The 25,652-nt window shown below is 39.4% G+C and carries 24 protein-coding genes and 1 other annotated feature; of the genes, 13 read left to right on the forward strand and 11 right to left on the reverse strand.

Annotation, left to right across the window (positions count from 1 at the left end):
• Positions 1-99: 99 nt before the first annotated feature.
• The 6 genes from AUF14_RS17220 to AUF14_RS17245 all read left to right on the forward strand — a co-directional run bounded on the left by AUF14_RS17220 (position 100) and on the right by AUF14_RS17245 (position 6,205).
• On the forward strand, positions 100-897 hold the full coding sequence (locus tag AUF14_RS17220; protein WP_102866281.1) for a C40 family peptidase: 798 nt from the start codon (positions 100-102) through the stop codon (positions 895-897).
• A 257-nt stretch (positions 898-1,154) separates the two neighbouring features.
• Positions 1,155-2,537: a PTS transporter subunit EIIC gene (locus AUF14_RS17225; protein WP_102866282.1), complete on the forward strand. Its 1,383-nt coding sequence runs from the start codon at positions 1,155-1,157 to the stop codon at positions 2,535-2,537.
• 21 nt (positions 2,538-2,558) lie between these two features.
• Positions 2,559-3,605 carry an ADP-ribosylglycohydrolase family protein gene (locus tag AUF14_RS17230; protein WP_102866283.1) on the forward strand — a complete coding sequence of 349 codons (1,047 nt, stop codon included), beginning with the start codon at positions 2,559-2,561 and terminating at the stop codon, positions 3,603-3,605.
• Positions 3,586-4,299: a GntR family transcriptional regulator gene (locus tag AUF14_RS17235; protein ID WP_102866284.1), complete on the forward strand. Its 714-nt coding sequence runs from the start codon at positions 3,586-3,588 to the stop codon at positions 4,297-4,299. The genes AUF14_RS17230 and AUF14_RS17235 overlap by 20 nt, the downstream gene beginning before the upstream one ends.
• 324 nt (positions 4,300-4,623) lie before the next feature.
• Positions 4,624-5,286 (forward strand): hypothetical protein, encoded by a 663-nt coding sequence (locus AUF14_RS17240; RefSeq protein WP_102866285.1) that lies wholly within the window; start codon positions 4,624-4,626, stop codon positions 5,284-5,286.
• Positions 5,287-5,797: 511 nt separating this feature from the next.
• Complete coding sequence (locus AUF14_RS17245; protein ID WP_102866286.1) at positions 5,798-6,205, forward strand: hypothetical protein; 408 nt, start codon at positions 5,798-5,800, stop codon at positions 6,203-6,205.
• Positions 6,206-6,247: 42 nt separating this feature from the next.
• Here AUF14_RS17245 and AUF14_RS22605 read toward each other — a convergent pair whose 3' ends face one another.
• The 3 genes from AUF14_RS22605 to AUF14_RS17260 all read right to left on the reverse strand — a co-directional run bounded on the left by AUF14_RS22605 (position 6,248) and on the right by AUF14_RS17260 (position 7,984).
• Complete coding sequence (locus AUF14_RS22605; RefSeq protein WP_176674903.1) at positions 6,248-6,415, reverse strand: hypothetical protein; 168 nt, start codon at positions 6,413-6,415, stop codon at positions 6,248-6,250.
• A 49-nt stretch (positions 6,416-6,464) separates the two neighbouring features.
• Entirely contained in the window at positions 6,465-6,908 is a 444-nt protein-coding gene (locus AUF14_RS17250) for a GNAT family N-acetyltransferase (protein ID WP_227656377.1), read from the reverse strand.
• 374 nt (positions 6,909-7,282) lie between these two features.
• A complete protein-coding gene (locus AUF14_RS17260; protein ID WP_102866288.1) occupies positions 7,283-7,984 on the reverse strand; it encodes a MarR family winged helix-turn-helix transcriptional regulator in 702 nt (233 codons plus the stop codon).
• A gap of 380 nt (positions 7,985-8,364) precedes the next feature.
• On the opposite strand from AUF14_RS17260, the gene AUF14_RS17265 reads away from it, so the two are divergent.
• The gene (locus AUF14_RS17265; protein ID WP_102866289.1) at positions 8,365-9,237 is read left to right on the forward strand and encodes a cation diffusion facilitator family transporter; all 873 of its coding nucleotides are present in this window, start codon (positions 8,365-8,367) and stop codon (positions 9,235-9,237) included.
• A gap of 159 nt (positions 9,238-9,396) precedes the next feature.
• Here the strand turns inward: AUF14_RS17265 and AUF14_RS17270 are convergent, their stop codons facing one another.
• Entirely contained in the window at positions 9,397-10,734 is a 1,338-nt protein-coding gene (locus AUF14_RS17270) for an MATE family efflux transporter (protein ID WP_102866290.1), read from the reverse strand.
• A gap of 13 nt (positions 10,735-10,747) precedes the next feature.
• Positions 10,748-11,029, reverse strand: a complete 282-nt coding sequence (locus AUF14_RS17275; RefSeq protein WP_049219731.1) for a metal-sensing transcriptional repressor — start codon at positions 11,027-11,029, stop codon at positions 10,748-10,750.
• Between the two features lie 334 nt (positions 11,030-11,363).
• Between AUF14_RS17275 and AUF14_RS17280 the strand changes: the two genes are divergently transcribed.
• Positions 11,364-12,539 (forward strand): AI-2E family transporter, encoded by a 1,176-nt coding sequence (locus tag AUF14_RS17280; protein WP_102866291.1) that lies wholly within the window; start codon positions 11,364-11,366, stop codon positions 12,537-12,539.
• A 51-nt stretch (positions 12,540-12,590) separates the two neighbouring features.
• Here the strand turns inward: AUF14_RS17280 and trhA are convergent, their stop codons facing one another.
• From trhA to AUF14_RS17305, 5 genes are all read right to left on the reverse strand, one after another.
• The gene (gene trhA / locus AUF14_RS17285; RefSeq protein WP_102866292.1) at positions 12,591-13,226 is read right to left on the reverse strand and encodes a PAQR family membrane homeostasis protein TrhA; all 636 of its coding nucleotides are present in this window, start codon (positions 13,224-13,226) and stop codon (positions 12,591-12,593) included.
• A gap of 87 nt (positions 13,227-13,313) precedes the next feature.
• Positions 13,314-13,601 (reverse strand): hypothetical protein, encoded by a 288-nt coding sequence (locus AUF14_RS17290; protein ID WP_016178921.1) that lies wholly within the window; start codon positions 13,599-13,601, stop codon positions 13,314-13,316.
• Positions 13,602-13,682: 81 nt separating this feature from the next.
• The gene (locus AUF14_RS17295) at positions 13,683-14,345 is read right to left on the reverse strand and encodes a methionine ABC transporter permease (protein WP_049219734.1); all 663 of its coding nucleotides are present in this window, start codon (positions 14,343-14,345) and stop codon (positions 13,683-13,685) included.
• Positions 14,345-15,358 (reverse strand): methionine ABC transporter ATP-binding protein, encoded by a 1,014-nt coding sequence (locus AUF14_RS17300; RefSeq protein WP_102866293.1) that lies wholly within the window; start codon positions 15,356-15,358, stop codon positions 14,345-14,347. Before AUF14_RS17300 ends, AUF14_RS17295 begins: the two co-directional genes overlap by 1 nt.
• Before the next feature lie 36 nt (positions 15,359-15,394).
• Positions 15,395-16,219 (reverse strand): MetQ/NlpA family ABC transporter substrate-binding protein, encoded by an 825-nt coding sequence (locus AUF14_RS17305; RefSeq protein WP_102866660.1) that lies wholly within the window; start codon positions 16,217-16,219, stop codon positions 15,395-15,397.
• An 82-nt stretch (positions 16,220-16,301) separates the two neighbouring features.
• Positions 16,302-16,534: a binding site (T-box leader), on the reverse strand.
• A gap of 227 nt (positions 16,535-16,761) precedes the next feature.
• Between AUF14_RS17305 and AUF14_RS17310 the strand changes: the two genes are divergently transcribed.
• The 5 genes from AUF14_RS17310 to AUF14_RS17330 all read left to right on the forward strand — a co-directional run bounded on the left by AUF14_RS17310 (position 16,762) and on the right by AUF14_RS17330 (position 23,642).
• On the forward strand, positions 16,762-17,829 hold the full coding sequence (locus AUF14_RS17310; RefSeq protein WP_102866294.1) for an iron-containing alcohol dehydrogenase family protein: 1,068 nt from the start codon (positions 16,762-16,764) through the stop codon (positions 17,827-17,829).
• A 1,097-nt stretch (positions 17,830-18,926) separates the two neighbouring features.
• Entirely contained in the window at positions 18,927-19,775 is an 849-nt protein-coding gene (locus AUF14_RS17315; RefSeq protein WP_016178916.1) for a ParA family protein, read from the forward strand.
• 12 nt (positions 19,776-19,787) lie between these two features.
• A complete protein-coding gene (locus AUF14_RS17320) occupies positions 19,788-20,327 on the forward strand; it encodes a hypothetical protein (protein WP_049220255.1) in 540 nt (179 codons plus the stop codon).
• Positions 20,328-20,978: 651 nt separating this feature from the next.
• On the forward strand, positions 20,979-22,064 hold the full coding sequence (locus tag AUF14_RS17325) for a replication initiator protein A (protein WP_049220254.1): 1,086 nt from the start codon (positions 20,979-20,981) through the stop codon (positions 22,062-22,064).
• Positions 22,065-22,121: 57 nt separating this feature from the next.
• Entirely contained in the window at positions 22,122-23,642 is a 1,521-nt protein-coding gene (locus AUF14_RS17330) for a chloride channel protein (protein ID WP_048721264.1), read from the forward strand.
• A gap of 57 nt (positions 23,643-23,699) precedes the next feature.
• On the opposite strand, the gene AUF14_RS17335 is transcribed toward AUF14_RS17330, so the two are convergent.
• On the reverse strand, positions 23,700-25,604 hold the full coding sequence (locus AUF14_RS17335) for an alkyl/aryl-sulfatase (protein WP_048721262.1): 1,905 nt from the start codon (positions 25,602-25,604) through the stop codon (positions 23,700-23,702).
• Positions 25,605-25,652: the final 48 nt, after the last annotated feature.

The following is a 25,652-nucleotide window of genomic DNA, read 5'->3' on the forward strand; positions in this document are numbered from 1 at the left end:
TGCACGTGCAAAAACAGTTTCGGAAAAATTGCAGCTAAAACATTTAATGTAATGTCTGGCTGTATACGAATAAAACATCATAATAAAAGAGGTGATTCAATGTCAAATACAGAAGCAGCTTTACAATATGGCTTGGCTTTGCGCGGAAAAATCTGTTATTCCATGTCGAATCGTCTTGGAGCAGGTGCCATGGATTGCTCCAACTTTGTTTTCCGTTCATTGATCGCAGCTGGCCTTTTACCTAAATATACCGCCATCGGCAATACAGAAACGCTCTTTGGATTGAACGGGATTTTACTTAAGGAAATCACCCGGCAAGAAGTCCGACGAGGGGATTTATGGGTCGCAGGTTACGAAGGTGCCTCGCTAGGATCAGCTGGACATTGCGGCTGGTTCTTAGGAGCTATCAATGGCGATGCCCTGCATTGTACCTACTCCAAAGGCTGTCAAAACATCGCTGTTACTAAAGCAATTGGTTGGATGGGTGATTATTCAGGCCTACCTGTTCGTTATTTTCGAGTAAAACAAACGACCGTCGTTGGACCTAGCCAAACCAGCAGTCAGCAAAAAATCCTAGCGATTGATGGTTCTTGGGGTCCCGCCACCACTCGACGTTTACAGGAAGTGCTGAATTGCGCTATCAAAGATGGAAATATCAGCGGTCAAATCAAAAACCCTGCAAATCAGTTTATTCCATCCGTTCAGTATGGTTCAGGCGGCTCGAACATGATTCGCGCGCTCCAAGCTTATTTACGTGTGCCCGTAGACGGAAACTTTGGTCCTGTCACCTGTCTAGCATTGCAAAAAAGAATGGGCACAAAACGAGATGGCCTGATCAGTCCCATATCCGATTGTGTGAAGGTGCTGCAAGATAGATTGAATAAAGGACGGGTGTAGATGATCTAAAAATACTCCTTGAGTGCTTAGTCTCAAGGGGTATTTGATGTGTGAGATATCTATTTTGGAAAGCATCAAGTATTTTATTGTATTTAGAATCCTCAAAAAAGATATTGTAATTTTCAAAATTATTAAAAAAACATAAATGATTGCGTTTACATTGACTATTTTATGTTGTATACTCTGTTAAAGGATAAGACGTTATAACGTCTTATCCAATGTCGCAATTATTTTTTAGGATAAGGAGGAAAAATGTGATGGAAAAGTCTGATGTTTTAGCAAAACAATTATTGAAACTTATGGGAGGTTCAGAAAATGTACAATCAATTACTCATTGTGCCACACGACTAAGGCCGCAATTCATTGATCGAAGTTTAGTACAAACAAAGGAAATTCAAGATTTAGATGGTGTTACTGGTATTGTTGATAAAGATTCGGGTTTTCAGGTGGTTATTGGTACGAATGTTGGAGAAGTTTATGAGGCATTTATTCAAACACTAGATACCCACACTTCTCCCGCAGCAGGAAATTTGAAAACCGAACCAAAGGAAAGACATTTTTTAAATGATTTTGTCGCTTTGGTTGTTAGTATCTTCTCCCCTTTATTGCCATTACTTGCAGGATCTGGGTTACTACGCGGCTTTACGATTTTAGCGAACGAGTTGGGTTGGTTATCTACCGAAAGTACAACAAATCTAATGTTGACACTCGCTGCTACTTCCGTTTTTTATTTCTTACCACTATTGGTAGCGATTACCTCAGCAAATCGTTTTAAAACAAGTCCTTTCATTGCTGTAGCTATTCTAGGCGCATTGATTATGCCTGATTTTATTAATTTAATCCAAGGTAATGGTGGAAATATGATCCAGCTTTTTGGAATCTCCATTCCTGTATTTAATTACACCAGTCAAGTAATTCCAGCTATCTTAACTGTCTGGCTACAATCTGTTATGGAGCATTTTATGAAGAAAAAACTACCGAATAGTCTCCATATGATTGTGATTCCGACCATTTTATTGTTAGTGCTAGTTCCAGTTGCTGTAAGTGTATTTGGACCTCTTGGAAATTATCTAAGTATTGGGATTGCCAATATTGTTGGTTGGTTAGCAAATATTAATCAAATCGTAACTGGTGCTGTCATCGGAGGGATTTGGAACATCTTGATTATGTTTGGAGTTCACTGGGCACCGAATACGATGGTAATCATTCCAGAAATCGCACGTACTGGGCATTCGGCCTTTATTGCTTATGGTGCGACTGCTAACTTTGGAATGGCAGGCGCCGCGTTTGCCATCTTTCTACGTTCTCGAAACCAGAAGCTTAAAACCTTCTCTTTAACAGCGATTACTTCGGTCTTTTTATCAGGGATCGTTGAACCGGCTATTTATGGTTTGGGGGTTAAGTTTAAAACGCCTTTGATCGCAGGTTGTTTGGGTGCTGCGCTGGGCGGAGCATTTATGGGCGCCTTTGACGTTATCGGAAACGCCTTTGTTTTCGGTGGATTAACGACAATTCCAGCATTTGCCGGACCTACTTTATGGGCATATATCGTTGGTCTGATAATCTCATTTATTGGCGGAATGATCTTAACCCTTTTATTAGGTGTAAAAGATTCAGAAGCAGAAATGACAAAAAATTAGAACAAGAAGGGAAAAAATACAATGACTTTACATTCAAAAATTTTAGGAACTTTAGCAATGGCGGCAATTGGAGATGCAATGGGCGCTGCAACAGAAAATTTATCTTTTGACCAAATTCGGGCTCTTTTTGGAAAAGTGACTGATTTTAAAAAACCTGGTGAAACAGCCTTTGCTTTAGGAAATGAGGCTGGACAAGTTACTGACGATTTTTCACAAATATATTTTTTATGTAATGAAATTTTAGCGAACGATGGGAAGTTAGAAAAAGAAACGATTATCAAAGCCATGTTAGCTTGGTCCGATGTTCCGTTGTATTTTGATCGATTTGCCGGTCCAACAACAAGAAGCGCTATTGCTATGTACAAAGACCCTTCCTTGGAAATGAAACCTCTGCCAGGTGCTGTCACCGTAGACTACGCATCTAAAGCAACTAACGGTGCGGCCATGAAGATTGCCCCTGCTGGAATTTTATTCCCAAACAACATAGAGGGTGCTATTAATGCAGCAATATCAATCGCACAAGTAACCCATGATAACTCATTGGCAATTTCTGGCGCGTGTGCTGTCGCAGCGGCAACAAGTGTTTCTTTAGCTTCACATGCTACAGTTGACGATGTGCTGTCCGCAGGGTTTTATGGTGCTGTTCGAGGCGAAACTTTGGCAAAAGAAGTCTCTCGTGAAGTGGCTGGACCGAGTGTTGTCGAACGTATTCAACTAGCGTATACTATTGTTAACGGTGTCGGAACGAAAGAAGAACGATTGCGTCAACTTTCGCAAGTCGTTGGCAGTGGGTTGCATATTTCGGAAGCGGTTCCTTGTGCCTTTGGCATTATCGCTTTAAATAAAGAGAATGTACTGCAAGCAGTCATTGATGCAGTAAATATTGGATATGATACAGATACCATCGCAACCATCGTTGGTTCTATGGTGGGAGCTTTTATTGATCAATCTAATTCGCAATTCCAATCTTTATTAGAAATTGTCCAGTCTGCCAATGATTTTAATCTAGTTCAACTAGCAAATTCATTAGCAGATGTGGTGGGGTTTCATGAAGGGAAACAGTGTTAAATATTTAGCAATTTATGAAGAATTAAAACAAGAAATTATTAATGGCGTGTACACAGTTGGAGAAGCATTCCCTGCAGAACCTGAGCTGCAACAGCGCTTCAGTGTCAGTCGAATTACCGTTCGGAATGCAGTTAAGCTGTTAGTAGATGAAGGCTATTTACAACGCATTCACGGTGTGGGTACGATTGTATTGAGCCAGAAAGAATCGCTTCAATTACAAACTTTATTGAGTTTTACCGAAGAGAACAATGATCGTGATGCACATTCGTCTCTGTATTCCTTTACTGAATCGATTGTGGCAGATCCAACGGTTTGTTCACATTTGGAATTACCAAAAGGCGCTAAAGTTAGTTGTCATGAACGAATTCGTTGGGTAGATGGGATTCCCATCAGTTTCCAAAGAGTGTATTGCCCTTCGTTCATTGAATTGTCAGCAGATGAACTCGAAGCTCCCGATGCTTCTTTATACAAATTATTACGAGAAAAAGGCTTTATAGTTACAAAAGCTCAAGAAACGATCGAGTCAGTCATTTCAGATAAACAACTAGCTAAATGTTTAGAGATAGAAGAAAACAAACCGTTATTGTATGTTGAAAGAGTTACACGAGACCAAAAGGATCGGTTAATCGAATATACCGAATTCTTTTATCGCGGAGACCGTTATCGTTACAATATACAGTTGCAGGTTCCATAAACAAAGTAAACGTTCCTTTGCTTAGTATGGTAGAGGAACGTTTTATATTTTCATATAACCCTATAAATAATAAAACAGCTCATCTTTTCCAACACCCACAAATTCTCTCTAAAAAACATTTTTTAATTATTCATTTTCCAACATTACTATGCAGATTAATGACTATGTATTTTCTGATCTATTTACTATAAAATAATAGTTATCCAAATTTGTGATGGTTTTCATTTATTATCGTTCAAAGAATGAATCGCTCTTTTATCCTATATAGGTCATTCATAAAAAACATCGCATTTTAGGAAAAAATTATTCAAAAGGACGGAGAACATGTTAAAAAAATTAAGTTCTATCGCTACTATTGCTGTTATTTGCGTACTATTTCTGGCAGGCTGCAATAACAAAAAAGACAACAAGGAAGTTAAAGTCTCTGAATCATCAGTCACTAAAAAGAGCAGTATCAGTGCGTCCTCTTCCAAATCATCAGCAAGTTCGGTCAGCAATTCAAGTGAATCCTCACAAAGCTCTAGCAGCACAGAGGCCTCTTCTAGTAGTACCGAATCATCAGAAAGTGCAGCCGTTAATCAAGCAGCACCCTATGCAGTGGATGTCACTCAATTCAGTAGCCCTGCTACCTTTAATTTACGGGGAGTAAACGTTCCTCCTTCAATCACTTTGCAAAATAATGGCGGAACGACTGTAACCTTTGCTAGTCGTCAATCGAATTCTGGAGATCAATTTGCGGCCCAAGTTGATACGATTCCAACAAAGGAAATCCGTGTTTTCTCTCAGGACGGAAGCGGCATTCGCACAGTCAAAGTAAACACTCAAATCACCCTAACCCAGCATCTTTCAGGTACCGGCGGACAAGATCAAAACAATGTGATGTATCTGATCAATAATAAAAATGGCGAATTATCTCTTATTACCCCTAACTATGCCGGCAATGTAGAGCCTGATCAGATGGATGTCATGCTAGAGGCAGTGCAGTAGATTTTAGAAGGTAAGAAGTTTTCAGCATTTAGACTGTAGATAATAGACACAAACCCCTATTCGCATATGCAGAAGCAAACCAATTGACGTTTTCACGCTCTAACAACTATTCTTTACAAAAAGAAAGTGGGCCGAAAATGAAGTACGTGATCTTTGGATTAGAAATCATCGCCATAAGTCTCTGGCTGTTATTTGGACAAAACTCCTTGCTCTCGGCCATTTTCGGGATAATTGTGATCATTCTTATTTCCCAGCTACTGCACAAAGCGTTTCATGCCCGATAATCAAAGACAGCGAAATCTTTTTCCTTGAAAAAGTCTTCGCTGTTTTGATTTTAAAATTTTAAAAAGTGATGACTTCCAATCTCGAACAATACAAATGGCCTACCAATGGTTGTTTTCAAAGCCTTTTTCACAGATAATAATAATAGGAAATGTCTGTTATCCGTTCATTTTATTTAAACAAGATGAATGGAATGGTTGATCAGCGTACTTGCGAAAGGAGTCGTCCTATGTTTCATGTCATATTGATTCTAATTCCCCTCATTCTTTGTGGAATTATTCTTCCGATACTTTTATTTGGGTTATCTTCGATTCTGATCAGTATTTTTGGTGGAACGGCGTCGGCGCTTCTGATCAAAAATAAAAAGGCCCGATCATTGCTGTTTATCAGCTTCACAATTCTGTCTCTTTTGGGGGTCTTATGTTTATTTCCTTTTGTCGCAATTTATACACCTTTACCCTTTAGCTACTATCCGTTCTTTTGTAATGTGTTGATTGCTTTGATGGGGATCTTTTCCATTCTAGGAATTACCAGCTCCCGTTCAATCCAGAACAACCTGGTTAAACGGGTGGTCATCGTGCTTTTTAGCATCGTAGTTGGCGTTGTTGGTATCATTTTTTTGCTACAGATTCTCTAACGTAAAAAAGTTTTGAGAAGGACACATGTGTGTTCTCTCTTATTAATTCAAATCGTATAATTCGTGATACTTTTGATAATTCACTATTCCAAGTGTCGTGGTGAAGAGGCGTGATTTAGCTTCTAATTCGACACGAATTTTTTCAAATTCCTTGCTTGTATGCTTCTTTGGTTCGTTTTCTTTTCTTCTCGGATCAAATAACTCCTTCATAACAGATTTCCTCCTTTTTCATAACACTGAGAGGCAGACAATTGTTCGACTAATTTTCAGAAAAGACGGGAACTTCTACTGTTGGCAATGTCTTTGTCATCCATAAAAATTCAATTTCATGCTTTTTAAATGAAAACAACATTCGCTGGTAATCACGTTTCATATAAAACAATTGGGCTGTTTTACGTCCTGTTAGAATGATGCGCAAATGCCCGTGTTCTTGAGAAAATTCTTCTAAGCTGTTCATCAGTTGATCACCAATGTGCTGGCCCTGATATTCTGGTGCTACTGCCACTTGACGGACACGTGCAATCCCAAAAGGATATAATTGAATCGCCGCAGTTCCAACAACCTCATCGTTTTCGATTGCGACAAAAACGTGTAAATTCTTTTCATTGTCCCAGTCAATTTTTCCACCTAATACTTGTTTACGCAATTTTACTGCGCTAGTGTGTTCCTTGCTAAATAATTCAGCCATTTCGATTCTCATCATCAATGACCTCCTTTTTCATATTAAAGAATTAATTTTTCCAAGGAAAAATTAGTTTGATTTTCAAGCCGTATATCATTCCACTAGTTGTTCTTTTGTTGAGTGTCATTACTCTTTTATTCGTTTCCCCACCGTATAAACTGCGAAAAGTGGAACTGACATCCTTTTTCATATTAAAGAATTAATTTTTCCGAGGTAAAATTAGTTTGATTTTCAAGCCGTATATCATTCCACTAGTTGTTCTTTTGTTGAGTGTCATTACTCTTTTATTCGTTTCCCCACCGTATAAACTGCGAAAAGTGGAACTGACATCCTTTTTCATATTAAAGAATAATTTTTCCGAGGAAAAATTAGTTTGATTTTCAAGCCGCATTTGTTTACCAATTTTCCCAATCTTTATCTTTGGACTGATCATGCGGGTCTTTTTTTCTATGGTCTTCTTTCGGACCTCTAGGATGCTCTGGACCGAATGGACCTGGGCCAAAGCCGTCTCTGCCGAATTGATTACGCATTTGTTCTCTCCACGCTCGCTTCATTTGGCGGCGTTCAGCTTGTGACATTCGACCAAACTCTTTCATATGAGGCTCGAATTGGAGCTTCATCGCTTTTAACGCTTCAATCGCTTCAAATGGATCATTTGGAAATTCAGGTCGACCGCCGAAATCTTCGCTCCAGCCATCAATCACCTTATTCAGTAATTGATCCAAAGTATGTAATTCTTCATCCGTTAAGCCGGCGAAGAATTCTTCCGAGCGTTCTTGTGGTTTGTTTAAATTGGCCTTCTCGCGGCCGATCTCTGTGATATAGATCCGTTTAATCCGCTTATCCTGTTCATCTTCGCGACGTTTTATTTCTCCCCGGCTTTCCAACTTGTTCAAAATTTCGGTGACCGAACTTGGACGCATATCCAAAATTTCTGCTAGCACCCCAGAGGTTACACCATCCTCTTCTGCCAAAATATCTAAAACCAATTGCTGGGTGGGTGCACTCTTCTGACAATTACCTACAACCATCAACTGACGACTGGCACTTCCTACATAGGATAGACGTTTCAATAATTCTTTTGTATACTCGCTCATCGTCACTCATCCTCCCTTTGTTTCGGTACCTATATTTTAGGTACCTAACCTTTTATTTGAATTTATTATACTTCGGTACCTAATCATTGTCAATGAATAAAACTGAAAAATTTTTATTTTTTTTGATGATTTTTTTATCAATAGTGCTAAAAACCTCTTACATCAAGGATTAGCCGTCAATTTTTTGGGCATAAATACTTCGGAATCATTCAAAAGTAGTCCTGAGCAATAAAATTAGCTAAGCTTAGAAGGGTTTTTCATGGCGCCAATCGTAAAATAGTTTAGCTGCCCCAAAATGATTACAGTTTAGAAAAATGCTTGTTTTATCGATGAACTAAAGTGTATAGTGATAAAACATTTTATTTTTTGGGGTGTAAATTATGGTAAATAACCGTTATGAACAATTAAAAAAAGCGGAGTTAGGCGCGCTGATTAGTATCGCCACCTATATCCTAGTTTCCGCTATGAAACTGATAGTAGGCAATTTAGCTAACTCCGAAGCCTTACGAGCCGATGGACTGAATAATTTCACCGATATTCTCGCTTCCGTTGCTGTTCTGATCGGCTTACGGATCGCGCAAAAACCAGCGGATGCGGATCATCGCTATGGACACTGGAAAGCAGAGAATGTCGCTAGTTTAGTGACTTCCTTTATTATGCTGCTGGTAGGAATGCAGGTGCTTTACAGTTCGATTCTTTCCGTAATCAATAAAAAAACTGAAGCACCAGATATCACTGCGGCAATAGTCGGAATTATTTCGGCTATTGTTATGTATGGTGTCTATTTCTTCAATAAACGACTTTCCGAAGAAGTCAAAAGTCCTGGATTAATGGCCGCTGCCAAGGATAATCGCAGCGATGCATGGACCAGTATCGGGACAGCCATCGCGGTTTTTGCGGCTTCCTTCAACTTGGGCTGGCTCGACAGTACGGCCGCCATCGTTGTGGCATTACTGATCTTGAAAACGGCTGTGGATATTTTCAAAGAAAGCGTCTTTTCACTTTCTGACGGCTTTGACCAAACACAACTGAATCAATACAATGAAGCGCTTAGCCAGATCAAACAAGTGCAAGCAGTTAAAAGTATCAAGGGTCGCAGTTACGGCGCTAATGTCTATCTCGACGTCACCATTACCATGAAGCCTGATCTAACAGTCAAAGAAAGTCATGACATCACCGATCAAATTGAGAAATTGTTGCAAGAGAAGTTTCAAATTTTCGAGACCGATATCCATGTTGAACCGAGTGATTAAACAAAAGACGCTTCGTTTCATCCTTACAAAACCCGGAGGAAACGAAGCGCTTTTATCAGAAAGAATTTTAACCGGTCGTACATTTTCAGCACTGCCGTATTCTAGGCTTGTCAATCTCAGTTTGCATGTAGTTTCCGTTAAAAAGAACCTTCCAAGTCACTACTCAGAAGGTTCTTTGATGGTTATTACTTCGCCACTAAGATTATGGTTAAATTTATAGACTAGGAATAAAGAACGCAGGTACAGGTCAATCGCGATCGATAGCCAAATACCAGCGATCCCAAGCCCCAAGTACTTAGAAAGTATGATCACACCCACAACCCGAATTCCCCACATGCCAAATGCTGTGCTGTATAAAGGCGACTTGGTATCTCCCATTCCTTGTAAAGCGCCCGTCGTAATCAAGCTGATCGCCAATCCCGGTTGTGCGAAGGCATCGATCCGCAAGGCAATCACAATCTGTCGCAACGCTTCTTGATCTGAAGTAAACAACGAGGCAAAAAATGACGCACCGAAAAATAGAATCACGCCCAGCAGTGACATAAAGATCACACCGTATTTAGCCGCCGAATAGCCGTATTTTTTCGCCTGCAAGTAATCCCGTGCACCAACAGCGTTCCCTACTAAAGTCGTCGCTGCTGTCGCCAGACCATATGCGGGCATATATGTGAAGCTCTCAATATTTCCGGCAATCGAATGAGCCGCAAAGGTCTTAGCACTAATGCTGACAATCAAACCAAAATAAAGCACCTGTCCCAGTCGCATCACTAACCGTTCCAAAGTTGCTGGAATCGATAAATTGATCAGCGGACGATAATTCCCCGCAGTAAACAAGGTTGACCAATCCAATGGACTTTTAGAAAGCTGTACCCTTCGATAAAGCAGCCAACATCCCAGCAGCCGGGATAAAACCGTACCAATCGCTGTCCCTAAAACGCCTAGAGCGGGAATAGGTCCTATACCGAAAATCAAGAGATAATCGATCACGATATTCCCAATATTCACCACAACACTGACCTGCATAGGTGATTTCGTATCTCCGGTTGCCCGTAAAATGCTGCCAAAAATCGTCATCAGACCCATGAATATCGCGCCACCGCCTACAACAGTGAAAAACCGCAGCGACTCATGCAAAACAGCTGCCGATGCTCCCATCACACGCAATAACGAGCTACCAAAAAATATCGAGAGCATACCAAGCAGCACACTGATTGCAACGGTTAAAAGAACAGATTGATTGGTAACTGTTTGTGCTTCGTCACTTTTCTTTGCCCCAATTTTTTGAGCAATCAAGGCTGAAGCCCCGACACCTAGCGCGATAAAAAGGGCCAAATACACATTCAAGACCGTGTTAGCAATGCCGACTGCACTCACCGCCACTAAGCCGATCTTTGAAATCATCAGAGCATCAATAAATCCTACTGTCGTCTGCAAAATATTTTCGATCGTCGCTGGAATCGCCAATGCTAAAATTTTATTTTCTTTGAGTGAAGGCATCTAATCACCTCACTTATAGCATCTTGCTGTATTGATGAATCGCCCGCCTTAAACTTTCCAATTCCTGTTCGGTCTTCCCGCTTTCCACAGCATCCATAAAGGTATGATCTGCATGTGCTTCTAGTAATATTTGAGAAATCTTTTGTATCGCTGCCTTAGCAGAATTCAATTGAATGATCACTTCGTCAAAAGGCTTTTCATCAACGATCATTTTCTTGATCCCGCCAATTTGTCCTTCGATCCGATTGATTCGTTTTACAAGGTTATCCACCTGATGATCCGGTCTATGTGACATGTTTGTTCCTCCTCTTTTCCTTTGATAAAACTTGAGTATATTACAGCACTCATCATATGCTATATACCCCCACACCCCATATGGTTATTGTAAAACTTTCAAGTAATAAAGTCAAAATCCACTGTTAACAGATGGAGGGCATAAGAATGCTAATATTTTAATCTCGTTTCTCCAAAAACTCTGAAAAGTATACATGCTTACCTACTTTCGGTATACTATTTTATGCGGATGTTCGTTCAGTAATTTACTATGGCCCAACCTGCTGATATTTTTATTAGCTATCCCATTGAGACCTTGACGACGTTCGAATTAAACATAGAAGGAGACTCATCCTATGGAAAAAGAGAAACCCTCAAAAATCATTCAATTTTTTGGCGGGAAAACATCGTATTACATTATTGGACTGATTATTTTGAGTTCCTTGGCCATCTATTTATTAAATACTGTGTCATTCATTTTTAAACCACTGGTGGTCATTATTACAACGGTGCTGCCGCCGATGATCTTTGCTTTGCTGCTGTATTATTTACTGAATCCAGTAGTCAATTTTCTGAGTAAAAAAGGTGTACCACGCACCCTCAGCATCGTTCTCACCTATGTGGTAATTTTCGGAATGCTTTTCTTTGGAGGTGCGCGGCTTATACCGGTAATCCAAAATCAAGCGCAAGAGTTGATTAAGCAGTTCCCTTCTTATGTCGATGATTTCCAAAAATCGATTCGGAATATTTTGGATGCCACACCATTTGCGACTTCTTCTGATCAGGCTTTGGATTCGTTGGACAAGCTGGCAAAAGAAGCCCTTACCTATCTAGGAAATAACTGGCAAGACGGTGCCAAAGGTTTGGGAACAATCTTTTCAGCAGTTTCCAGTACCGCTATTACCTTGTTTACCGGACCGATTATCGCCTTCTTTTTACTGCAAAGTCCGTATAAATTGTACAATGCAGTAATTGAACTGATTCCGCCACGTTTCAGAAAAGATTCGAGCGCCTTGATCCGAATAGCCAATCAACAATTAGGCGCCTTCTTAAAAGGACAAGTGATCGCTTCCTTGCTGCTAGGCTTGATTTATTGGATCGTCTTCCTGCTGTTAGGGCTGGAATTTGCGACAGTCATTGCACTGGCTGCAGGGATTTTGAGTATCATCCCATATATCGGATCATTTTTGGCCTTTCTGCCAGGAATGTTCATTGCCTTTCAGGATTCGAATCTGATGGTGGTAAAATTCGTGATCGCTTGGTTTGTTGTTCAGCTACTTCATGGGGATTTGGTTGTACCGCGGGTCATGGGAGACAAATTGAAGATTCATCCAATCACGATTCTAGTCGTATTATTGGTAATGGGGGATCTATTAGGATTAGTCGGTGTAATCTTCGGTATCCCGATCTACTCCATGATCAAATTGTTCGTCGTCTTCACCTTCCGCAAGTTCAAGCAGCGCTATAATAAGTACTTCGCTGATGAAGGAGCCTATCGCAACACTGGCTTTTCCGAAGATGATTATCTATAAAAAAAATGAGTTGTCTCCGCAATTTGGAGACAACTCATTTTTGATTATTTTTTATAGATAAATCGAAAAGAACATCAGCATCGCGCCAAGCATCACGAACAAATGCCAAACAACATGCATATAGCGACGATTCTTCATACTGTAAAAGACCGATCCGACGGTATAAGCGACGCCTCCGCCAACTAACAGCAGCAAGCCCTTCAATCCAACACTATGATAAAGACTTGGCAAAGCAATCACGACTACCCATCCCATCACATTGTAGATGATCGTAGACAATTTCGAGACCGATTTAACTTTGCTTAGCGTCAAGCTTTTGTAGACAATCCCGACGATCGCCGCCAACCAAATGACACTTAACAAAACAATTCCGATCGTTCCTTTAATATAGAGCAAACAATATGGCGTATAGGTTCCAGCGATCAGCAGATAGATCGAACAGTGATCAAAGACCTGAAAAACTTTCTTCGCCTTGGTGAAAATCAAGCTGTGATACAACGTTGAAGCTAAAAACAGTAGTAGCAGCGAGACGCCATAGATAATAAATGATACATAATGCAGCCCGCTATCCGCCTTCTTCAGCAAAAAAACAAACCCAACAATACTCAACACTACCCCTATACCATGCGTCACCGCATTCAACACTTCATTTGTGATCAGATATTTCCGGCTAAACTGTGTATTCATTTATTTGTCACCTCGAATAATTTATTAAAGATACTATATCATAGTTAACAAAATAATTCAATCTAGTTTATAAAACTAGATGATAGCTCATCCTAAGGAAATTCCCTGTTTAACCAATTTATAGCCAAAAACCAGCTCGTCCTCTACATAAATTTCTGATTCCTTGGCCGTATTCAATACCTTGATCAGTTCATTCAGTGTTAATACCTGATTTTGCTGCTTCTGTAAAATAATCTTTGACTCTTCTGTTTTGATCCTTAAATGATTCGTCTGTTTGTCTCCATCCTTCACAAAAACATAAGTATATGAAGACAGTTTCTTCAGCTCACCCGCCGCATCTATCTGGATTGCAGTCAATAAATCTTTGGCTTTCAACGACCTCACCTCCACTTTTATTATAGCAAAAAGAAAACGATGAACCCGGGGAAAACGCTCCTTCGGTTCATCGTAATATTCTTAACTTCGATCCAAGCTTTTAGCGATGGTATTGCCTAACGACTGAACAATCTGAACCAGTACAATCAGTAAAATAATCGTGGTGTACATCACTGCCGGCTCATTGCGTAAAAAACCATATTGATAGGCAATGCTTCCTAGTCCTCCTGCTCCGACTAGACCGGCCATTGCGGTAGCTCCGATCAAACCAATCATGGCGATCGTTAAGCCGCGAATAATTCCGCCCCGCGCCTCTCTCAACAGCACACTGCGGATAATATGAAAATGACTGATTCCCATTGCTTGGTAGGCTTCGATCACCCCGCCATCGACTTCTAAAAGCGACGTCTCTACTAACCGAGCCAGATAAGGCGCCGTGTAGATGATCAGTGGCAAAAGGACGCCCTGTACACCGATAGTGGTGCCCATAATCAGCTTAGTCACTGGCAATATCAAAAATAATAAAATGATAAATGGCAACGAGCGCAGCACATTAATAATACTGTTTAAAATCGAATATAGAGGCAAATTGCTGTTCAAACCGCCAGGACGAGCAATGACTAACAGTACTCCCAATGGTATCCCAATAACGATTGACAGCCCTAACGCCACACACACCATCACAAGCGTTTGACCCAATCCTTCGATTACGACATTGCCCCACTGATTCCAAAATTCGCTCATTACACAACCCCCTCAACGATGATTCCTTGATTTTCAATATACTCCTTCGCCGCTTGGAAATCGGCTTCTGTTCCGCCGTCAAACTGAACCAGCAGCTGACCATGACGCTTGTCCTTCAAATAGCCGATGTTCCCGCTGAGAATATTGGGACATAAAGGAAAATCCTTCGCGACCTTTGCCAAAACAGGTTCCGTCGCCTCTTCTCCAATAAATTGCAGCTGAACCAGCCTGCCAGTTCCCTTATAAGACGCTAGGACCTCTTCTGGGACGTTGTAGCCATCATTTGCACCAATGAACCGTTTCGTCGTTTCCTCTTCAGGACGGGTAAACAGATCGATCACAGGACCTACCTCGACGACCTTACCTTCTTCCATCACCGCTACACGATCACAGATACGCTGTACCACGTCAATCTCATGAGTAATCAGAAAAATCGTGATCCCCAGCTCCTGATTGATCTTCGTCAATAACGTCAAAATGGATTCTGTTGTCTCAGGATCTAACGCACTGGTAGCCTCATCTGATAATAATATTTCAGGTTCATGAGCCAATGCGCGGGCAATTGCCACCCGCTGTCGCTGCCCGCCGGATAACTGTGCGGGATAATTGTCTTTTCGATCCGTTAAGCCAACTAAGTCTAAATACCTGTCCACACGCTCTGCAATCACCTCTTTAGGCACTCCCTCCAGCTTCAAGGGCTTGGCAATATTTTCATAAACAGTCGCTGTCGATAACAGATTGTACCCTTGAAAAATCATCCCAATTTTACGTCTAGTCAACAATAATTCTTTTTTGTTAAGCTCGCCCAAATCCTGATCATTAATCAAAATTTGTCCTGTTGTTGGCGGCTCCAAAAAATTAATCATGCGAATCAATGTTGATTTTCCAGCACCAGAATAACCCACCACGCCGAAAATCTCGCCCTGTTGGATCGTTAGGCTCACCTCTTTTACCGCTTCGATTCGACGCTTTTTTTGTTGGTAAACCTTTGACACATTTCTAAGTTCAATCATGTGAAGCTCCCTTTCTCATTCATCTATCTGGTATTACTAAAAAGCTGGAACCACAGAGCCTTTGAATTTTTCCTCAATAAATTTCTTCGTTTCGTCTGATTGGTAATATTTCTTAATCTCTTTAACGATCTTGTCATCTTTGTTTTCTGTGCGAACTGCGAAGACATTGTAATTAGGGTTATCCTTTAATGGCTCGTGGTAGATTGCATCATCGTTAATGGTCAATCCCGCACCAAAGGCAAAATTGGTATTGATTGCTGCTGCCGCCAGCTCGCCTAGCTGAGACGGAATCTGTGAAGCCTCTAATTCAACGATCTCAATATCCTTAGGGTTTTCCGCAATATCATTCTTGGTCGCTTTAATTTCCACGCCCTCTTTCAACTTCAGAACACCAGCTTCTTCCAATAGCTTCAACGCCCGATACTCATTCGTCGGGTCATTCGGTACACCGATTTTATCCCCCTTTTGAAGTTTACTTAAATTCGAAACTTTTTTAGAGTAAACCCCTAATGGGAAAGCCACTGTTTTAAAGGCGGATTCAATTTTATAGTCCTTATCCTTCACCTGCTGCTCAAGAAAAGAGAACGTCTGATAGCTATTTCCATCCAAATCCCCATCGTTTAATGCAGTATTTGGCGTATTATAATCGTCGAAGCTTTTTACTGTGATATCAAGTCCGTCTTTTTTCGCTTGCTTAGCAACCTCTTCTAAAATCTCCTGATGAGGACCCGACGTCACACCAATCGTTACTTTCTTTTCATCCAACGGCTGCGCCTCACTTTTTGTTCCACAGCCTGCCAAGATTCCGCTAACTGCCAATGCCGCTACACCTAATAAAATTCCTTTTCCTATTTTTTTCATCATCATTTCCTCCATATTCGTTTTAAAGTATAATTTTTTTGCCAAAGAAAAAAGCCCGCCCTCTTCCACACATTATGTGTTGGAAAAGGACGAGCTAACTCGCGATACCACCTTCATTTGCAAAAGCCTCACAACTCTTGCCTCAACAAGTACAATCATACTTGAGCGTTGGTAACGAGCGCTGCCCCGTCATTGCCTACTTATCGGCAATGCCATTCAGAGACCATTTTCTAAATTCTTCCGCATATCCGCTCTCACCTGCCCGGACTCTCTTTGATGCTTCGTCATTTATACTTTTCTCTTCATCACGTTTCTTTGTTTAGCAAATTGTTAAATCGTATCTTACAGGTTAAAATAAAAGCTGTCAATACTTTTTATCATTAAAAACACAGTTGACTTTAATTTTAACAAAGCATAAACTAGTTGAAATCTCACCAAACGAATAGATACCATGTTTCATTTAATCATCTCGGTATTCGTTTAAAATGGAGCAAGTCTTCCACTGACGGCTTGTTCTTCAATATAAAAAGGAGTTGAATTCAATGGACATCACTACCGAAGTACGCCCTGGCGCCAATCGCTATGCCAGCGGTGCAAATATCCTGCAAAATTTACCCAGCTATTTAGCTGACTTCAAGAAAATCTCGGTTATCACCGGCGAGAAATCCTCTGAAGCATTCAAAAAATACTATCACAAGGAACTACATTACCCAACATATCGTTACGATGGCAGTTCAAGCCACGAAAACGCAGTGGAATTAGCCACTCAGATTGGACATGCCGAGTTGATTCTTGCAATCGGTGGCGGACGTGTCATTGATACAGCAAAAATGGTTGCTGAAGAGCTAAACGCCGAGCTAATGGTGATTCCTACATTGATCTCTAATTGTGCTCCATTTACTCCAATTGTCGCAGTCTATCATCCGAATCGGACATTTAAAGCGATGGGATTTATGAAACGCGCGCCCTTCTTAACACTCGTAGATTCAAATTTCCTATTAGCAACACCAAAAGATTACTTTGTTGCCGGTATCGGTGATACACTAGCAAAATGGTATGAAATTGAAGGAATTACACGAAATCTAGACGAAGATGAAAAATCCGCTTATGTTCGACTTGGGATCGCCAGTGCGAAAGCCATTCAGCAGCTTCTTTTAGAAGATGCCATTCCTGCTATCAAAGATCTTGAAAATCACCAAGCAACCCCTGCCTTCAGTCGTGTTACCGATACAATCATTGGTTTAGCTGGAGAAACAGGCGGGTTTGCTGCATCCTATGGCCGCTCTGGGGGTGCTCATGCTGTCCATGATGGTCTCTCTTATTTAGAAGCAACTCATAATCAGCTTCATGGCATGAAAGTCGCCTATGGTATTTTGGTTCAATTAGCACACACAAAAGACCTAGAGGAAATCGAAAAGCTTAGACCCTTTTATAAAAAAATCGGGTTGCCTTTAAAACTGAAAGATCTGGAAGTCTTCGACACATCAAAGAACGCTTTAACACCAGTAATCGAACATGCCGCCTCGCCAAATGAAACCTTTAATATGGTTGATCCTCATATCACCGCGGATCAGATCTATCGAGCGATTCAAACGATAGAATTTTTATAAAGTTTACTTTTAAGCCATTGAGGTATACCTCAATGGCTTATTTTATTTAAGTTTACCTTTTATCACTCCAATATAGAGTTTACCTCAAATACAATAAATTTCTATCTATTAATAGAGTTTACCTCTAATAACACTATTAATTAAGCATTTTAATTAAAGTAAACCTTTTTTGTATTTTAAATAAAGGTTTACTCTAATATCATTACGTTAAATGAATTTCTTTAATTTAAAGTTTACTTTATCAAATAGATTATTTTCTTTTTAAGTTTACCTTAAATTCCCTAATGAAATATGCCTCTCATCGCTGTTTCAATTACCACTGTTTCTAAGTAGTTATTTTAATCTCGATTTCTTTTATATAATAGATAAAATTCACAGTTTACTTCAATTTATTTTAAATGAAGTAAACCCTATTAAGCATTGAGGTTTACTCTAATTAAATAAGGGTTTACTTTAAATTTATATTATACAGTTTACCTTAAACATTCGATTTAAAGTTGACTTTTTATTTATAGGTAAACTTCAATTTAGAATATTTAAGTAAACTTTCTTATTCAAAAAAGTTTACTTAATTTCATATAGAAAAAGTTTACCTCATAATATTGATAATTTTAGAGTTTACTTTTATAAGTATAAATAGTTTACCTTAATAGAAATAAATGCAGTTTACTTTAATTTAAAACGGTTTACTTTATTAAGATTAAAAATAATATAAGGTTTACTTTTAACTAATCATTGGTTTACCTATATTCTTTTTAAAGTAGACTTTTTTGAAAGATAAATACTGATATTAAAGGATATTGCTACAGATAAAGTTTACTTTTTATTAAATTCAAGTATACTCTTATATAGAAAAACGTTAACTTAAATAATCAAATGAGGTAAACTACATATAAGATAAAGTTTACCTCATTTGATACAATAGAGTATACCTCATTTATTAATTAAAGTGAACTCTATTTTATGTAATTACAGTAAACTTTATCTCCATAGCCAATTATAGTTTACCTCATTTAATGAATTATAGTAAACCTTATTGATATTATTATCGTTTTATAGTAAACTTTAAATTGAGAAATTACGATTGGAGAATTAGTATGCCAAAAAAAGCTGAGACATATGTAGTAGGAAATTTTAAAGGGGGCGTAGGTAAATCGACGACCGTTCAAATGCTTTCCTTCGAGAGTGCTTTTCGGAAAGATCGTAAGACATTAGTTATTGATTTGGACCCTCAAGGGAATACAAGTGACGTATTGTCGCTGACTGCTGAAAATTTTGGCAATGATACCTTGCCTGACGAATTTGATGCAACCATTTGGGAGGCTGTTCGTTCTGGTGACATTCAGTCCTCAATTTACCAGATCATTCCGAATTTGGATCTGATCCCGGCGAATATTTCATTTTCTGATTTTCCTGATTATATGATTGAGAAATATCCTGGCGATAAATTGTCTCAATTTAAATACATGGAGGAATTGATCGAACCACTTAAGAGTATTTATGATGTCATCTATATTGATGTGCCTCCGACAATCAGCACTTATTCAAATGCCGCCATGTATGTAGCAGAATATGTTATCGTCATTTTGCAAACACAGGTGAAATCACTCAAAGGAGCGCAAAATTACATTGATTACATGAATTTCTTCATTGAACAGTACGAAACAGATCTTGAAGTCGTAGGGATTGTTCCATTTATGATGCAAAAGCGGGACTCCGTTGACCAAGAGATCTATACTGCAGCAAGAGAAATCTACGGTGCGCATCTTTTAGATACGGTTGTGTTAAATCAAAGCCGTTTGAAACGCTACGATGGGTCCGGAATAACCTATGAAATCAACAAAAACGGTAAAGTTGAGCAATGGGACAAGCGCGCACACGAGGTTTTCGTCAATATTTTGGACGAAATTGATGAACATCGCCTTATATTGAGCGGTGAAGAGTAGGGGAGACGTTAAATGGCGAAAAAAATGAAGCTAGATTCGCTTTTAACGGCGAATAAAAAGAATAAAGGCATTGAAAAAATGTCTGAGTATTCCAATCAAGATAAAGAAGAGAAGAAACCTAGCTCTCAAGACCTCTTAGCAAAACGTACGCTAAGCCCAGAAACAGATTTTCGTCGTTCTTCATTTCACGATGAATCGAGACAATTAAATGAGAGAAATCAAATTCAGCAACATCCTCCTCAACCCAAAGAATCAGAAGCAGGGAAGAGAGGGCGTAAACGTCAATATTACGATCCACGTTTAAAAGCTTTAGAAATGCAAAAAATCTCTGCCCGAACTAAGATTCGCATGCAAAATTTAATCAATGCAAAGTTCGATGGGTATACACCAGATAAAATGATTGACTTCTTATACGACTATTATCTTGAAAAAGGTCTTTCAAGAGATGATCGAAGTTTCTTAAATCAACTTGAAGAAGCCTCGATGGAAGAGTATAAAGAGAAGCCAAAGTACCAAAAATTATTCAAAGAATTAGAAAATGATGAGAAATAGACGTAAAAAAAGTAAACCGTAATGTAGAGTTCATCTTGCATTACGGTTTACTTTTTTAAAAGTTATCTGTTATTTAAGTTTACCTTTATTATTGTTTATTATTTTTTAAAGTTTACTTTTTCCTAAAGACGAGCTTTCTCTATGTAGGCTGTGGATAACTAAAGAAGTCCTTATCCACATTACTTTTTATCCACATTACAACTCGAACAGGGGGAAGACAATACTTAATTTAAGGTTTACTATAAATACTTTTATATCCTTTAATAAAGTAAACCAAAATTGTTTTTATCTCTATATTAGAGTAAACCTTAATTTGTTTTATAAACATAATAAAAGTTTACTCTAAAAAAAGATGGTAGGGAATCGCTTTACAACAGGCTTTTAATCCATTATTCTATACATGTAGAAAAAAACGAAAAAAAGAGTTTAAAGATTTGGCGATCTTTAAACTCAAAGGTTTGAGCTAATTTTGGCGAATTAGCCTGTCACATTTAGATAAACGTTTAAGGGTTAGAAAAATTGGCGTTTGCCTAACCTTCTATTAAGTATACCATATTTTGGATACTTTCTCAATCAAATATCTTGTGACAGTAAGCATTCCTTTAAAACTTTCGTAAATAATTTTGAGAGTGAATAAGGAGGTTTTTTGTCGTGTCCACAAATTTAGAAAATATCATGACAGCAACAAACTTACCCAACGGAAATTATATTCCGATTGATATGAATTTAATTAATAATCCACAATATGAAAAGCTTTCTATTGAAGCAATGATGCTCCATGCCCTTTACACAATGCGCATGACTTGCAGTATTTACAACTCCCAAAAAGACGGAAGCTGGCTAGATGAAGCAGGGATTCCTTATATCTATTTTTCAAACGAAGAAGCGGCAGCTTTGTTACGTGTGTCTGAACGAAAAATAACAACTTTGAAAAATGTATTGATAAAAGCGGGCTTAATTCAGGTTCTGCGTCATGGGTTAAAGAACTATCGTATCTATGTTTCTAATCCTAAAGCACCTGAAAAGGGAATGGTTGTTCAATTGTCTTTTAAAAATTATATGAGCACAAAAACCTTAACTCCTGTGGAAAACTCAGTTCCTGAAAAAAAAGCCGAGTTATCCACTGTGGATAGACAAGCAGAATCTGCGTCTAGGAGCTCGCAAGATTTGCTTACAAGTACACAAAAACAATTAGCAAAACAAACCACAAATGCAACAAAAGTAACCAGCAAGTCGCCGCAAATTACAGCTACTTCGCAGGATCAAAGTTTGATCGAAGGCCTGAATGCTCGTTACGCTCATTTATTACCACAGCAAGCTTTTCAACGATTTCTACCATTTTGCGAGGGAAATTATCAAAAGGCACGGTGGTTTGTAGATACTATTTTCAAAGCTAAATATGCCAGCACACAGCAATATATCCAAGCAGGATTACCAGCAGAAGCTGAAGTATTAACCTTTGAACACAACGAATATTTCAAGGGTGACATTGGGGATGCAATTGCTAAGGCTATCGAACAAATGTATCGTTATAAAACGGTTAAAAATCCAGAAGGGTTCTTTTTTGCCTTCATGAAGGGCTTCTTTACCGAGAAAACTCGACAATACCTAATTGATCATTACGAGCTAACCGCTGATCTTAAACAAACGCTTTCATCGGTTCAATTAATTATTCAACAAAAAAATCTGCGGCAAAAGCTTGAAAAAACGCAAAAAGTCTCTAAAAAGGTCTCCTAAGAACGAAAACCTTTGATATAATGTAGCGGAGTCTATCAGTATAGAAAGGTTAATTTTATGAATAAGTTTAAACTAGCACTTTTTGGTTATAGTGGGCTTTTAGGATTAGCTGTAGGAGTCATTATAGCTTTATTTATGGGGCTGGCAGAGGTAGGTCATCAACTTTTATGGCAGACACTGCCTAAAGCGCTGGGGGATCCGCGCTTTTATCCTTTGATTCTTTGTACGATTGGTGGGGTAGCTATTGGTTTTTTTGTTAAAACGTTTGGACGGTACCCTCGAACCTTGCAAGAATCTTTTGATGAGTTTCAAGAAACACAGCGAGTCGATTATCACGATGGAAAGCTGATTCGAAATTTACTAGGCGCTTTGATCGTGTTGCTATTTGGCGCAAGCTTAGGGCCTGAAGCGGCTCTGGTAGCAATCATTGGTGGTCTCGTCACGTATATGGCTGATCGGAGGAAGCTCTCCGCTGACCAGCGAACCGATATGATCGAGTTTAGCATCGGGACATCCATGGGTGTTATCTTTATGACACCATTGTTCGGTGTGGGACGTTCGGTGGAACGTGATAATTGGCAAGTGGTGACGGAAAGTAAACTTAAAAAATACGTTTTATACATTTTTACGACGTTTACAGGTTTCATTGGTTATCTTTTAGCGTACAATCTCTTTCCTAACCAAGAGCAAGTGTTTGCGATTCGCAGAATGGAGAGCAGTTTTACTTGGCAAGGTTTGCTGCTGGTTATTCCCATGATTATTTTAGGCGCGCTTTTTGGGAAATTTTTCTTGGTTTTACAAGAAAAGGGCGACAAGCTGAATCAACGGATCAAAAATCCACTGCCTTTGGCTATTTTAGCGGGAGTACTTCTAGGATTATTGGGAACGATCTCTCCATACTTTTTATTTTCCGGCGAGCATAGTCTCTTGTCTTTTACTCGTCAGGCAGAAACCATGAGTTTTTTCATTCTGCTATTAATCGGATTTGGTAAAATAGCGATTACGATGATTTGTCTGGCCTGCAACTGGCGAGGCGGAACAATCTTTCCGATGATTTTTGGAAGTATCGCTGTTGCATTGGCTTTTGCGAATCTATCGCCGTACTCACCTGGCTTATTGGTAGCTGTTTTTACAGCTAGCGCTTGTGCAGTAATCTTGAAACAGCCACTTGCTACAGCCTGTTTATTTTTATTACTGTTTCCAGTGGAATTATTTTTGTGGATCTGGTTAGCGGGATATCTGGGCAACTTGTTTTTACAACGAATTCCCTTTTTCCACGAAGAGCAAACAATTAAATCCTTTAAATTTCCTGAATTGCCGAAGCGAACTAAAAAACCTTCAGTAAAAACAGAAGAAAAGAGCGCTACACGAGATGTTTCAGAATTAAGAAAAGCAGCAGATCGTAAAAAGGCTGAAAATTCAGATGTGCAGCCGCGTGTTGCCAAACCAAAGCAAGAAATTTTAACCCGAAAAGAAGCTCGTCCTTCACGTGAACCAAAACGAACGGTTGAAACCAAAACAGATAGACCCTCATCTGATGCACCAATGACTCGGATGAGTCGCCATCGACGTAAATAAAAAGCAGCAGAAATTTTCTATTGAGAATTTCTGCTGCTTTTTGGTTGTTCCATTTTATTAAGGTTCAATAATATTGAAGTAACGTTCGTCAGGATTTATTTCAAATAGCTGACGCCATTCTTTTAGTTCCTCTGTTTTCGTATAGAGAAGCTGATTCATAAAAGGTATTCTGTTTCCACGATAAAGATATTCTGGTGATGCTAGATTAGTTGAATTAATTGGAAAGTAAGTTAAGATTCCTCGCCAATAATCAAGTTGGTAACAAGAGCTTCGTTGTTTGTACGCGCCATTTTCAAAAGTCCAATCATCTTCAAAAACAACTATACCAGAAAGCTGTTTGTCGCTAGGGATAGTGAGTAAACTTAAATAATTGAGCACCATTTCCCCAGTGAGATGACTGATCAGATCCTGAGATCCATTGGCATAATGATCGGGATTTTTGATTGTTCCCTGCGCGAGCTCCAGAGCACCAGTTAAGTATTCATTACGCCAAGTACCTGACTCTGCCTGATACCCCAATTGGGTGAGAGCCTTATTGCAAAGAAGGCGCGCATCCTGATTGTCTGGTTCTGCGAAAACGATCAGATTGGTTACTTTAGCTACCCAGCGATAGTTACCGTTTTGATAGTCTTCAGCGGCTTTTTGTAAAATTTTCTGTGCGCCACCCATATAATTGACGAAATTTTTAGCTTCTTCAATCGGCGGCAGCGGGTCCAAATTTACTGGATTCGAATCATACCAGCCCATATATTTTTGATAGACGGCTTTACTATTATGACTCAGTGTTCCGTAGTAAGGTCTTAAGTACCATTTTTCCGTTAATTCCTTTGGCAGCATAATCTGACTTTCAAGTTCGTTGATGGTGTATCCTTTATTGATCGCGGATAACGTCTGGTCATGGATACCTTTATATAATCGAGCTTGAGAGATTAAGTAATCTTTAATTGCGTCGGGGACTTCGGCTGTTGCATATCGCGGCCAAGTGTGAGCATGAAACATAACCCGAGCTTGTTCTCCAAATAATTGCTGGGCTTCTAGAAGATATTTTGCCCAAGCTGTCGCATCACGAACCTGCGCCCCTCGTAGTGTATATAAATTATGCATGGTACAGGTACAGTTTTCTGCCATCCACAATGCTTTATACTGAGGAAAATATGTGTTCATTTCGGCGGGAGCTTCTGTACCGGGAGTTAATTGAAAAACCATTTCTAATCCATCTATTTCCAGCGTTTGATTTTCAGTAATCTCTTTTGTCGGCAGCTCAAAACTAACCGTTCCTAAAGACTGCCCTTGACCGATCCCGATTGACAGTGAGCCAGTGGAGGATTTTTCTAGCAGGGTGCCATATTGGTAGCCTGCTCTTCGTCCCATGGCTTTGCCGGCCATCAAATTTTCAGCAATCGCGGCTTCAGTAAAACCTGTTGGAGCAAAAATAGGTATCTCTGGCTCTAACGTGAAATCAGGAAACAACCCGCGAATTCCGCCAAAATGATCCACATGAGAGTGGCTGATAACAATTCCTGCAATGTGTCCGTCAACAATTGGATAGTCATTTTCTTCAAACCAGCGATTGGCAAATTCAATCGCTGCTCGGGAACATTCAATACTCATCAAGGTGTCAAAAATCACCCAAGTATTTTGCGGAGTCAAAATCAGACTCAAGTTCGCCATATCAAAGCCGCGAAGTTGAAAAATCTTATCTGTTACACGAAATAATCCTGTCTGATGATTACAGCGGGCATTTTCCCATAGACTGGGATTTGCGGAAGTAGGGCAGTCCTTCTCCAAAAAATCATAAGCTTTTTGACTCCAAATCACTTTGTTTTCTTGGATAATTTCAAGTTTGTTAAACGAGGCAACACAATTTTGTCTGGCAAGATTCAACTCGTGATTATGATTGAAAGGCAAGCTGGATTTCACATGTTGATTATGCTGACAGGTATGATGACTAGCTTTTTCCATAAGTACCTCCTTTTAAAAATGTGATAAATCAATGGTAAGCGATTTCGC

The organism is Enterococcus avium (genome assembly GCF_002891025.1).
GTDB lineage: Bacteria > Bacillota > Bacilli > Lactobacillales > Enterococcaceae > Enterococcus_A > Enterococcus_A avium.